We start from the raw sequence: 12046 nt of genomic DNA on the forward strand, positions 1-12046 counted from the left end.
CCGGACGTGCTGTTTGCCCTGCAGTCGCGTTCTGTTTGCTGCTTGATGTAGCTGAAAGCCCCGTTTTACAAGGCTTTCAGCCGAAAGTAAAGACGATAAAAAAACCTGTAAAACCTGCATAAATTGTACGAAAAAGCTCAAAACCATCACTTTTTATCAGCGTTGATCCGAGTCAAAAGGACTTTTTTCTCACTTTTTCGCCGGTACATTGGCCTTGCATTTGGCTATCTGCTCCAGTGCTTTCTGCTGCAATTGCGGGGTGGCCTTGTTGTCCATCAGCGATTGGATATCTGCCGCCGGGTAAGACTTTATCGAATCAGCGCCGCAAGCGCAGTGAGCCTTCGCTGCTGCAGCACCGATCTGCGGAGTGGCTGCCTGAGTGCACTGAGCCATGTATTTCTCGCGTTCGCCCTTCGGCCAATCGGCATGGGCGGCCAGTGGCAGCAGCAAAACGATGGGGGCGACGACTGCGAATAAACGTTTCAGATGCATGCTGGGATGCTCCTTGTGGGTCAATGTCTTGTTATCTGAGGGGTAAAGCAGGGTTCTAGTTCAGCACTCTGGCATAAAATTGCCCGATTTGCCCCAGGACAAAGCCTCGGTGCATCGATGACCGTTCATCTGTGCTAGCATGCCTCGCTCGGGCGTTTGCAGGCTCCGGATGACCTTCAGTCCCGGTAGCGGCAAATGTGCGAATAACCCTGATTTGAATCCCAGTCACTCTGGTTCGGTTTTCCGGTTGGCCGCAAGGCTCCTGCCGCTGTAAGGCAGGCGTTCGTCATTGAATGGCCTGGATCGGATCTTGTACTGGCTCATCCCAACCCACGTGACCTTTGGTAGGGGTCACCACTAGGAGAGGAGGCGCCATGCCAACTATTACTCTTCCCGACGGCAGTCAACGTTCATTCGATCACCCGGTATCCGTAGCCGAGGTCGCCGCATCCATTGGTGCAGGTCTGGCCAAAGCCACCGTGGCCGGCAAAGTCGATGGCAAGCTGGTCGACGCCAGCGACATCATCGGCAGCGACGCTACGCTGCAAATCATTACGCCAAAGGATGAAGAGGGGCTGGAGATCATTCGCCACTCTTGCGCCCACCTGGTTGGCCATGCGGTCAAGCAGCTGTACCCGACGGCCAAGATGGTCATCGGTCCGGTCATCGACGAAGGCTTCTATTACGACATCGCCTTCGAACGTCCTTTCACTCCGGACGACCTGGCTGCCATTGAACAGCGCATGCAGCAGCTGATCGAAAAAGATTACGACGTGATCAAGAAAGTCACTCCGCGCGCCGAAGTGATCGAAGTGTTCAAGGCCCGCGGCGAAGACTACAAGCTGCGCCTGGTCGAAGACATGCCGAACGAACAGGCCATGGGTCTGTACTATCACGAAGAATACGTCGACATGTGCCGCGGTCCGCACGTGCCGAACACGCGCTTCCTGAAATCCTTCAAGCTGACCAAGTTGTCCGGCGCCTACTGGCGTGGCGATGCCAAGAACGAGCAATTGCAGCGCGTTTACGGCACGGCATGGGCAGACAAGAAGCAGCTGGCGGCTTACATCCAGCGCATCGAAGAAGCCGAGAAGCGCGATCACCGCAAGATCGGCAAGCGTCTGGGCCTGTTCCACACCCAGGAAGAGTCGCCGGGTATGGTGTTCTGGCACCCGAACGGCTGGACTCTGTACCAGGTGCTCGAGCAGTACATGCGCAAGGTTCAGCGCGACAACGGCTACCTGGAGATCAAAACTCCGCAGGTCGTTGACCGCAGCCTGTGGGAGAAGTCCGGGCATTGGGCCAACTACGCCGACAACATGTTCACCACGCAGTCGGAAAACCGCGACTACGCCATCAAGCCGATGAACTGCCCTTGCCACGTGCAAGTGTTCAACCAAGGCCTGAAAAGCTACCGTGAGTTGCCAATGCGCCTGGCCGAATTCGGTGCTTGCCATCGTAATGAGCCATCGGGTGCACTGCACGGCATCATGCGTGTGCGTGCGTTCACTCAGGACGACGCCCACATCTTCTGCACTGAAGAGCAGATGCAGGCTGAATCCGCTGCGTTCATCAAGCTGACCATGGACGTTTATGCCGACTTCGGCTTCAAAGACGTCGAGATGAAGCTGTCCACTCGTCCGGAAAAACGCGTCGGTTCCGACGAGCTGTGGGATCGCGCCGAAGCGGCCCTGGCTGCAGCCCTTGATAGCGCTGGCCTGCCGTACGATCTGCAGCCGGGCGAGGGTGCGTTCTACGGTCCGAAGATCGAGTTCTCGCTGAAAGATTGCCTTGGCCGCGTCTGGCAGTGTGGTACCCTTCAGCTCGATTTTAACCTGCCTGTCCGTCTGGGAGCCGAATACGTCTCTGAAGACAACAGTCGCAAGCACCCGGTTATGTTGCACCGGGCGATCCTTGGCTCCTTCGAACGTTTCGTCGGAATCCTGATCGAGCACTACGAGGGTGCATTCCCCGCGTGGCTGGCTCCGACCCAGGCAGTGATCATGAATATCACTGATAAACAGGCTGATTTCGCCGCTGAGGTTGAAAAAACTCTCAACGAAAGCGGATTTCGTGCCAAGTCTGACTTGAGAAATGAAAAGATCGGCTTTAAAATCCGCGAGCATACTTTGCTCAAGGTTCCTTATCTCTTGGTTATCGGAGATCGGGAAGTCGAGATGCAGACTGTCGCTGTGCGTACTCGTGAAGGTGCTGACCTGGGCTCGATGCCCGTCGCCCAGTTCGCCGAGTTCCTCGCTCAAGCGGTTTCCCGGCGTGGTCGCCCAGATTCGGAGTAATTACTATTAAGCGTGAAATGAGACAAGATAAACGAGCTGCACCGAAGGCCCCGATCAACGAGAATATCTCGGCACGCGAGGTTCGGTTAATTGGGGCTGAAGGTGAACAGCTTGGGATTGTGTCAATTGAAGACGCGCTTCTTAAGGCTGAAGAGGCCAAACTGGATCTGGTGGAAATTTCCGCCGATGCAGTACCCCCTGTTTGCAAACTGATGGACTACGGCAAATCGATCTTCGAAAAGAAGAAGCAGATTGCCGCGGCCAAGAAAAACCAGAAGCAGATTCAGGTTAAAGAAATCAAGTTTCGTCCAGGGACGGAGGAAGGGGATTACCAGGTAAAACTGCGCAACCTGGTACGTTTCCTGAGTGATGGGGACAGGGCCAAGGTATCCTTGCGATTCCGCGGCCGTGAGATGGCCCACCAGGAGCTGGGGATGGAACTCCTCAAGCGAGTTGAAGGTGACTTGCTCGAGTACGGTTCGGTCGAACAGCATCCTAAGATGGAAGGACGCCAACTGATCATGGTCATCGCCCCGAAAAAGAAGAAGTAATCAATAGGGCACGGCAGGCCTTCTGATTATGTTTATCAACTGAATGCGGAGTATCCGAACATGCCAAAAATGAAAACTAAAAGTGGTGCTGCTAAGCGGTTTCTGAAAACTGCTAACGGTATCAAGCACAAGCACGCTTTCAAGAGCCACATCCTGACTAAAATGTCGACCAAGCGTAAGCGTCAACTGCGCGGTAGCAGCTTGCTGGCACCGTGTGACGTGGCAAAAGTCGAGCGCATGCTGCGCCTTCGTTAATTTAGTCAAGAATAGAGGAAGTAACTCATGGCTCGTGTAAAGCGTGGCGTCATTGCCCGTAAACGTCACAAAAAAATTCTGAAACTTGCTAAAGGCTACTACGGCGCTCGCTCGCGCGTATTCCGTGTTGCCAAGCAAGCGGTAATCAAGGCAGGCCAATACGCCTACCGTGACCGTCGTCAGAAAAAACGTCAGTTCCGCGCTCTGTGGATCGCTCGTATCAACGCTGGTGCACGTATTAACGGTCTGTCCTACAGCCGTTTCATCGCCGGCCTGAAAAAAGCGTCCATCGAGATCGACCGTAAGGTTCTGGCTGATCTGGCAGTGAACGAAAAAGCGGCGTTTGCTGCGATTGTCGAGAAAGCTAAAGCCACCTTGGCTTAAGTACCCCCGACAGTCACCCGGCCTCACCTCTGTGGGGTCAGGTGTTAAACGTCATAAATAGGGGAAGAGCCTTCAAGCTCTTCCCCTATTTTGTATCTGGAGTCTGTACATGGAAAACCTGGATGCGCTCGTCTCTCAAGCTCTAGAGGCTGTGCAAAGCGCTGAAGATATCAATGCCCTGGAGCAAATCCGGGTTCACTACCTTGGCAAAAAGGGTGAATTGACTCAGGTGATGAAGACCCTGGGGAATTTGCCGGCAGAAGAGCGTCCGCAAGTCGGCGCCCTGATCAACGTTGCCAAGGAGCGTGTCACAGAGGTTCTCAATGCGCGCAAGGCACTGTTTGAAGAGGCCGACCTGGCCGCCAAACTGTCCGCCGAGTCCATTGACGTGACCCTGCCTGGCCGTGGCCAGACCTCGGGTGGTCTGCATCCGGTTACTCGCACTCTGGAACGTATCGAACAGTTCTTCACTCACATCGGCTACGGCATTGCCGAAGGCCCTGAGGTCGAAGACGACTATCACAACTTCGAAGCACTCAACATCCCAGGCCATCACCCGGCCCGGTCGATGCATGACACCTTCTATTTCAATGCCAACATGTTGCTGCGCACCCATACCTCGCCGGTACAGGTCCGCACCATGGAATCGAAACAGCCGCCGATCCGCATTGTCTGCCCAGGCCGTGTGTACCGTAGCGACTCCGATATCACCCACTCCCCGATGTTCCACCAGGTCGAAGGCCTGTTGGTCGACCGTGATATCAACTTTGCCGACCTGAAAGGCACCATCGAAGAGTTCCTGCGCGTGTTCTTCGAAAAAGAACTGGCCGTGCGTTTCCGCCCTTCGTACTTCCCGTTCACCGAGCCATCCGCCGAAGTCGACATGGAATGCGTGATGTGCAGCGGTAAAGGCTGCCGTGTCTGCAAGCAGACTGGCTGGCTGGAAGTCATGGGCTGCGGCATGGTTCACCCGAATGTGCTGCGCATGTCCGGGATCGACCCGGAAGAGTTTTCGGGCTTTGCCTTCGGCATGGGTGTTGAGCGTCTGGCCATGCTGCGTTACGGCGTGAACGACTTGCGTCTGTTCTTCGACAACGACTTGCGGTTCCTCGCGCAATTTCGCTAGTCGTAACGAATTCTTAGGAGAGCAGGATGAAATTCAGTGAACAATGGCTGCGTGGCTGGGTAAGCCCGCAGGTAAGTCGTGACGAGCTGGTTGCTCGTCTGTCGATGGCCGGTCTTGAGGTCGATAGCGTTACGCCGGCCGCCGGCGAATTCACCGGTGTGGTGGTGGGCGAGGTGCTGAGCACCGAGCAACACCCGGACGCCGACAAGCTGCGCGTTTGCCAGGTCAGCAGTGGCTCGGAGACTTTCCAGGTCGTTTGCGGAGCGCCGAACGTGCGCCCGGGCCTGAAGATCCCGTTCGCCATGATCGGTGCTGAACTGCCAGGCGACTTCAAAATCAAGAAAGCCAAACTGCGGGGCGTTGAGTCCAACGGCATGCTGTGCTCGCAAGCCGAGCTGCAAGTCGGCGAAGGCAACGATGGCCTGATGGAATTGCCGGCCGATGCGCCGGTCGGTCAGGACATTCGTGAATACCTGAGCCTGGACGACGCCAGCATCGAGGTCGACCTGACCCCGAACCGTGGCGACTGCCTGTCCCTGGCCGGTCTGGCTCGTGAAGTCGGCGCGCTCTACGCCGCCGAAGTCACCCGCCCGGTGGTTGCTGTCGTGCCAGCCGTGCACGACGAAGTGCGTTCGATCGAAGTGCTGGCGCCAGCTGCTTGCCCGCGTTACCTGGGTCGTGTGATCCGTAACGTTGACTTGTCCAAGCCAACGCCGCTGTGGATGGTCGAGCGTCTGCGTCGTGGTGACGTGCGCAGCATCGACGCTGCCGTCGACATCACCAACTACGTGATGCTGGAGCTGGGTCAACCTCTGCATGCATTTGATCTCGCCGAAATCAATGGCGGCATCCGTGTGCGCATGGCTGAAGAAGGCGAGAAGTTGGTACTGCTCGACGGTCAGGAAGTCAGCCTGCGTAGCGATACGCTGGTGATTGCCGACCATACCCGCGCCTTGGCCATCGCCGGCGTCATGGGTGGCGAGCACAGCGGCGTCAACACCGCGACCACTCGCGATGTGTTCCTGGAAAGCGCCTTTTTCGATCAGATCGCTGTCGCTGGTAAGGCCCGTTCCTATGGCCTGCACACCGATGCCTCGCACCGCTACGAGCGTGGCGTGGACTGGCAACTGGCCCGTGAAGCCATGGAGCGTGCCACTGGCCTGCTGCTGGACATCACTGGCGGCGAAGCTGGCCCGATCATCGAAACCGTCAGCGAGCAGCACCTGCCGTCGATTGCACCAGTTACTCTGCGTGCGCAACGCATTACTCAGATGCTGGGTATGGAAATGGATTCGGCCGAAGTCGAGCGATTGCTCAGCGGCTTGGGTCTGAAGATTTCTGCCGATGGGGCAGGGCAGTGGCGCGTTGAAGTGCCAAGCCATCGCTTCGACATCAGCCTGGAAGTCGATCTGATCGAAGAACTGGCTCGTCTGTATGGTTACAACCGTCTGCCGGTTCGCTACCCGCAAGCTCGTCTAGCGCCGCAGGCCAAAGCTGAAGCGCGTAGCGATCTGCCTGAGCTGCGCCGTCTGCTGGTGGCCCGCGGCTATCAGGAAGCGATCACCTACAGCTTCATCGATCCGAAACAGTTTGAGCTGTTTAATCCAGGTGTCGAACCGCTGTTGTTGGCCAACCCGATTTCGAACGACATGGCCGCCATGCGCTCGTCCTTGTGGCCGGGCCTGGTCAAGGCGCTCCAGCACAACCTGAACCGTCAACAGGATCGCGTGCGTCTGTTCGAAAGCGGCCTGCGTTTCGTCGGTCAGCTGGAAGGCCTGAAGCAAGAGCCGATGCTGGCGGGTGTTGTTTGCGGTAGTCGTCTGCCGGAAGGCTGGGCACAAGGTCGCGATGTGGTGGACTTCTTCGACGTCAAAGCCGACGTGGAAGCGGTGCTGGGTTTCGCCGGTGCACTGGATTCGTTCACTTTCGTACCGGGCAAACACCCTGCGTTGCACCCGGGTCAAACCGCGCGCATCGAACGTGAAGGTCGCTTGGTCGGTTTCGTCGGCGCTATTCACCCTGAATTGTCGAAAACCCTCGGTCTTGACCGTCCTGTCTTCGTCTTCGAACTGGTTCTGGCGGAAGTGGCATTGGGTAAAATGCCTAAATTCCAGGAGTTATCGCGCTTTCCTGAAGTCCGTCGTGATCTTGCACTGATCGCCGAAAAAGACGTCGCAGCCAGTGCTGTACTGGACGTAATCCGTGAAAATGCAGGCGAATGGCTGACAGACCTAAGGCTATTTGACGTGTATCAGGGTAAAGGCATTGATCCTGATAGAAAAAGCCTTGCAGTCGGCTTGACCTGGCAGCATCCATCGCGCACTCTTAATGACGATGAGGTGAATACCACGACGCAAAACATCCTCACCTCGCTCGAACAAAGGTTGAACGCCACGTTAAGGAAGTGACGTATGGGGGCTCTGACGAAAGCTGAGATGGCGGAACGTCTGTATGAAGAGCTGGGCCTGAATAAACGGGAAGCCAAGGAATTGGTCGAACTGTTTTTTGAAGAAATCAGGCACGCTCTTGAAGACAACGAACAAGTCAAATTGTCCGGTTTCGGCAATTTCGACCTTCGGGACAAACGCCAGCGGCCTGGCCGCAATCCGAAAACGGGTGAAGAAATCCCGATCACGGCTCGCCGTGTGGTCACCTTTCGTCCAGGGCAGAAGTTGAAGGCCCGAGTTGAGGCTTATGCTGGAACCAAGTCATAACGACGAACTTCCCGTCATCCCAGGCAAACGCTACTTCACCATTGGTGAAGTCAGCGAGCTGTGTGCGGTAAAACCACACGTGCTGCGCTACTGGGAGCAGGAATTTCCTCAACTCAACCCCGTCAAACGCCGCGGAAACCGCCGGTATTATCAGCGACAAGACGTGCTGATGATCCGGCAGATCCGCGCGCTTCTTTACGATCAGGGGTTCACCATCGGCGGCGCACGCTTGCGTTTGTCCGGCGATGAAGCCAAAGACGACACGACCCAATACAAGCAAATGATCCGCCAGATGATCGCCGAGCTGGAGGATGTTCTGGTGGTACTCAAGAAATAAATTCCTGCTTTTAAATACTTCCAGTTTTCAAAAGCTTGCGATATATTCTTGAGCGTTCTTCGAGAAGAGGAACAGGTTTAACGCCTAGTCGGGGCGTAGCGCAGTCCGGTAGCGCACTAGCATGGGGTGCTAGGGGTCGAGTGTTCGAATCACTCCGTCCCGACCATATTATTCAAGGGGTTGCGAGATTTTATCTCGCGACCCCTTTTTATTTTTAGGCGTTTTTACCCCTACAAAAACTCTGGCTCTTGGTGGAATCCTCACCTCTTGGGGAGGAGATGGGCGCAAGATTTCGGTGTGCCAATGCCCCCCAGGACGTTTGGTGATGGAGGGCAGAGATGGACCTAGTTGGCGGCTCATCAGGCAGTCGGAGGGAATCTGGTGGTGGAAGCCAGTCGCAACGCCGCCATGTTGGCCAACGTGCTCGACGGACTGGAGCAAGCCAACTCTATGTTGCGGCGCGTGGTCATCTATTAGGGCTTCAAAATTTACGGCTCCCACCTTGGGGCGAGGTTCGCACGCCTGCACGGGAGAGAGATGCGGGGTATACGCCACCGAACCTGTACGTCGCTCAGGAATCCCAACTGAGAAAGCGTGCCGAGCATAGCCGTTGGGATTATGTGGCGTTGCATCCTGATCTCATGGTCGGGGATATCTACGGCAACCCGATGAATATTGCGATGGTCATCAGTGTCTTCGCCGAGCTGTCCCATGCGCTAAGTATCCCGATGCGATTCCCCGGCACCGATTAGGCCTACGGCCAGCTACTGCAATTCACGGGCACCGGTTTGCAGGCATGAGCCAGGGCTGCGCTCAGCGAGTTCGTGGCGAGGCTTTCGACGTGGTCAGCGGCGACATTTACCTTTGGGAGCGTATGTGGCAAGACACCGCCAAATATTTAGGGATGGAAACAGCGTCGCCGGTTCCGTTGACGCTTGCACGCCACATGCACGAAAAGGGCGAATTGTGGCGAGAGATCGCCGAGCGCCACAATTTGATCCAGCCTGATCTGGGTAAGCTGGTCGGCTGGGGGGATTCAATCTTCCATACCGAAACGGTCATCATCTCAGATACAAATAAAATCTACCGATTCGGATTTACGGAAAGGGCCGATTCTAAAGCTTCGTTGTTCAGGGCGCTGGATAGCTTGAACAAGCAACGAGTGCGTAACACGAAGATGTACGGATAACGTTAAAGCCGTGCGTTGATCCATTCCCACACACTCTTGCTAAGCCAACCTTGGTGCTCACCTTCGTTGATCTTAGTGACAAAAATACGATCATTGACGTCGAGTTTAAGTCTTAGGTCATCAGAAACTTGAGTCGCAGTGGCGGCGCTGTTAAGCCATCTAACAGACTCCAATCCTGGATCGCTGACATTCTGATAGCGATCCAAATGTTGTATGAAGGCTTGCCGAGCTTGGGCGTAATTCCCACGCTCTTTATTGAGGTTCCATGTCACCATAAAAACAGCCATTGACTACTCCTTGTTGAGCCGTGATGGGCTTCACAGAGATTAAGCGAAGGCAAAACGAGAGTCTACATGTCAGGCAGTTCCAGCCATTACGGTATTTTTCACGGCTATAAAATCCTCTCAAATACGCTGCGCACGCTTGCGTTAGCCTAGGCGTGAAGAGTTCTCTCCTTACTCAAGGGCGGACGAACTCAGCGCTCCGAGGAGAATGCCCGCTTCCTAACCCGCCCAATCAGCATGTTTCCTATGAGCTTCGAGGCCGTTGGGCTTCTGCCGGATACCACTGTGGGCTTTTCCTCCTCGTTAATCGATCCATCTGCTCATTGCCTACCATATGACCGAGCAGATCGAGTCCGTGCATGCTCGGACTGCATCGCCACGCTATCCAGCGTTTGAGACTGCAAGATGTGTTTGCCAGCCGCTTGTTCACCGGAGTGTCTCTCCAGAAACCCTTTTCGATCGATTGGTTTTTGGGCGAACATCGGTTGACACTTTTGTGGAAATGCATAAAAATTCAGTTGACAGATTTTTCGATATGCATAGTTTTTGAGGGTCCGCCTGATGCTTGAGACTCAACACCCCAGCTATTTCGAACCAAGACTGCAGCCTGAATACTTGGACAGGTTTTGTCAGGAAGTATCTTCCGTCGCTTACGGTGCGTTGGAAGATTCCACTACCCAATACGACACCGCATACACGCGCGGCACGCTGCTGTTCGGTCGACTGCAGGGGCTTTCCCAAGTCTTAGGTAAAGACAAGTCGTTGCCTTGGCTGGAGTTGAGAAATGCGACCCTGGACTTCACGGTAAGCGTAAACGGCGTTCTTTTTCAGGTGGTCACGGACAATCCTCAAGACATCAGGAAAACTCACCGCATTAAGGCCAATCCGCTGGAGCAACACCAACTGAGTTTGTTCGAGGTGTCTCCAGAGGTTTGCACTTGGCGGGTTTATCTGTCGAGCAACCAGGACCCTGAATTCCCTAAAATCGAAACGGCGATTGTCGGTTTTGACGCCAATCTGAATGTCGTTTGCCTTTGGAAGCATGAGCAGAGATCAGGTGTGTCTGTTCGAGCCATGGAGCAGCATCCTCAGGTCGATGTAACTGAAGCTCAACCGCGTCGTAAAAAGAAAGACGCAGATACGGATACTGCAAATGATGTTGGCCCGATAGATGGATGAAAGAACGCAACAGCTCACATTTGGCGAAGAGTTTTCTCCCGAGAAACTCCGGTTGGCCAGATGCGCCGCAGGCCTTTCGCTTGCGGAGTTGGGTGAGCTGCTAGGGGTTAGCCGGCAGTACGCGCACAAGCTCGAAATCAACACTATTCCTAACAGGGCGCAGATCGAAGTGCTCAGTAAGGCGTTAGGCGTTACCGAGGGATTTTTATCGAGCCCTCGGCGTGGCTCTGTGGAGCTTGAGCAATGCCATTTTCGAAGTCTTCGCTCGTCTACGCAAACAGTGAAGAAGAGCATCGCCTCTCAAGTTGAGTTGTTTGAGCTGTTCCTTGACGGACTGGAAAAGGAAATCGATTTTCCCGCAGTGAAGTTCTCCACCTTTGACGAGACGCTCCTGAACCACGACTCGATGGAGGTCGCCGCTGAGCGATTTCGACGTGAGCAGTCGATTGGTATAGGCCCAATCGCGAATATGACCCGTTTGGTGGAAAGTGTTGGTGTTTTGGTTGTAAACCTCGCGGATGCTGATGACCGAGTCGATGCATTCTCGTTGTACAACAAGCGACCTCTGATCGTGCGCAACATCGCGAAGGAGAACCCATGTCGTCAACGCTTCGACATTGCTCATGAACTGGGTCACCTAGTCATGCACCAGGGGGTCGAGACGGGATGTCGCACCACTGAAGATCAGGCCAACCAGTTTGCGAGCGCCTTGTTGATGCCTCGTGCGAGCTTTGCAGGAGAGTTTCCTCCCATGCGGGGGCAGTACCTCAATTGGTCTGCACTCCGGGAGCTCAAGCTGCGTTGGAAAGTGAGTTTCAAAGCGCTCATTTACCGTGCGCAGACACTGAATCTGATCACCCAGGATCAGGCACGGTCGGGATTCACCTATCTCAATCGCAACGGATTCACTCGGCGAGAGGAGCTGGACGAACAGATTGAGATGGAATCTCCCAGCCTTGTTCAGAAGGCTATCGAGCTTCTGGATCATGCAACTTGGCGCGGTATCTTGAAGGATTCAGGACTTACAGATGCGCTTGTCACCGATCGCTTCATGCTCAGGGTGCCTGTGGCTCCGTTGTCTCTCGTCAAGTGAAGGCCTGATTCAATTGGGTGAATCGCCCCGAATACTTTAGCTACATGAACCCCGTCGGCAGGTATCCCTTGCTTATGTAGCGAGCCTGATTGAGTCGATGTGGATCTCAGGGAATGGGCGCGGATAAGTCGGGCGCAGCCCCGAG

Annotated in this window: 14 protein-coding genes and 1 tRNA gene; 13 read left to right on the plus strand and 2 right to left on the minus strand. The window is 55.0% G+C overall.

All coding sequences use genetic code 11. The features are described 5' to 3' along the window. Nucleotides 1-189: 189 nt before the first annotated feature. Entirely contained in the window at nt 190-492 is a 303-nt protein-coding gene (locus PMI27_RS04095) for a hypothetical protein (protein WP_008145655.1), read from the minus strand. A 374-nt stretch (nt 493-866) separates the two neighbouring features. Here PMI27_RS04095 and thrS point away from each other — a divergent pair, with 374 nt between their 5' ends. The 11 genes from thrS to PMI27_RS04050 all read left to right on the plus strand — a co-directional run bounded on the left by thrS (nt 867) and on the right by PMI27_RS04050 (nt 9345). Then, a complete protein-coding gene (gene thrS, locus PMI27_RS04090) occupies nt 867-2789 on the plus strand; it encodes a threonine--tRNA ligase (RefSeq protein ID WP_008145656.1) in 1923 nt (640 codons plus the stop codon). Continuing rightward, entirely contained in the window at nt 2789-3340 is a 552-nt protein-coding gene (infC, locus tag PMI27_RS04085) for a translation initiation factor IF-3 (protein ID WP_169857083.1), read from the plus strand. Before thrS ends, infC begins: the two co-directional genes overlap by 1 nt. A 60-nt stretch (nt 3341-3400) precedes the next feature. Next, nucleotides 3401-3595 (plus strand): 50S ribosomal protein L35, encoded by a 195-nt coding sequence (gene rpmI / locus PMI27_RS04080; RefSeq protein ID WP_008145659.1) that lies wholly within the window; start codon nt 3401-3403, stop codon nt 3593-3595. 27 nt (nt 3596-3622) lie between these two features. Next, nucleotides 3623-3979 (plus strand): 50S ribosomal protein L20, encoded by a 357-nt coding sequence (gene rplT / locus PMI27_RS04075; protein ID WP_007905879.1) that lies wholly within the window; start codon nt 3623-3625, stop codon nt 3977-3979. A gap of 109 nt (nt 3980-4088) precedes the next feature. Further along, nucleotides 4089-5105, plus strand: a complete 1017-nt coding sequence (gene pheS / locus PMI27_RS04070) for a phenylalanine--tRNA ligase subunit alpha (protein WP_007905876.1) — start codon at nt 4089-4091, stop codon at nt 5103-5105. A gap of 26 nt (nt 5106-5131) precedes the next feature. Further along, entirely contained in the window at nt 5132-7513 is a 2382-nt protein-coding gene (gene pheT / locus PMI27_RS04065; protein WP_008145660.1) for a phenylalanine--tRNA ligase subunit beta, read from the plus strand. A 3-nt stretch (nt 7514-7516) separates the two neighbouring features. Continuing rightward, complete coding sequence (gene ihfA / locus PMI27_RS04060; RefSeq protein ID WP_002553164.1) at nt 7517-7819, plus strand: integration host factor subunit alpha; 303 nt, start codon at nt 7517-7519, stop codon at nt 7817-7819. Continuing rightward, nucleotides 7800-8156 carry a MerR family transcriptional regulator gene (locus tag PMI27_RS04055; protein ID WP_003179985.1) on the plus strand — a complete coding sequence of 119 codons (357 nt, stop codon included), beginning with the start codon at nt 7800-7802 and terminating at the stop codon, nt 8154-8156. Before ihfA ends, PMI27_RS04055 begins: the two co-directional genes overlap by 20 nt. A gap of 89 nt (nt 8157-8245) precedes the next feature. Beyond that, nucleotides 8246-8322, plus strand: a tRNA-Pro gene (locus PMI27_RS0229850). Nucleotides 8323-8782: 460 nt separating this feature from the next. After that, the gene (locus PMI27_RS32295) at nt 8783-8908 is read left to right on the plus strand and encodes a hypothetical protein (RefSeq protein WP_274519680.1); all 126 of its coding nucleotides are present in this window, start codon (nt 8783-8785) and stop codon (nt 8906-8908) included. A gap of 44 nt (nt 8909-8952) precedes the next feature. Further along, nucleotides 8953-9345: a hypothetical protein gene (locus PMI27_RS04050; protein WP_202962624.1), complete on the plus strand. Its 393-nt coding sequence runs from the start codon at nt 8953-8955 to the stop codon at nt 9343-9345. A 2-nt stretch (nt 9346-9347) separates the two neighbouring features. Here the strand turns inward: PMI27_RS04050 and PMI27_RS04045 are convergent, their stop codons facing one another. After that, nucleotides 9348-9632 carry a hypothetical protein gene (locus PMI27_RS04045; RefSeq protein ID WP_008145664.1) on the minus strand — a complete coding sequence of 95 codons (285 nt, stop codon included), beginning with the start codon at nt 9630-9632 and terminating at the stop codon, nt 9348-9350. Between the two features lie 558 nt (nt 9633-10190). On the opposite strand from PMI27_RS04045, the gene PMI27_RS04040 reads away from it, so the two are divergent. Continuing rightward, nucleotides 10191-10808 carry a hypothetical protein gene (locus tag PMI27_RS04040; RefSeq protein WP_007992482.1) on the plus strand — a complete coding sequence of 206 codons (618 nt, stop codon included), beginning with the start codon at nt 10191-10193 and terminating at the stop codon, nt 10806-10808. Continuing rightward, complete coding sequence (locus PMI27_RS04035; protein WP_008145665.1) at nt 10801-11901, plus strand: XRE family transcriptional regulator; 1101 nt, start codon at nt 10801-10803, stop codon at nt 11899-11901. Before PMI27_RS04040 ends, PMI27_RS04035 begins: the two co-directional genes overlap by 8 nt. The last annotated feature ends 145 nt before the right edge of the window (nt 11902-12046 follow it).

It is taken from the genome of Pseudomonas sp. GM41(2012), assembly GCF_000282315.2.
In the GTDB taxonomy this organism is placed as follows: domain Bacteria; phylum Pseudomonadota; class Gammaproteobacteria; order Pseudomonadales; family Pseudomonadaceae; genus Aquipseudomonas.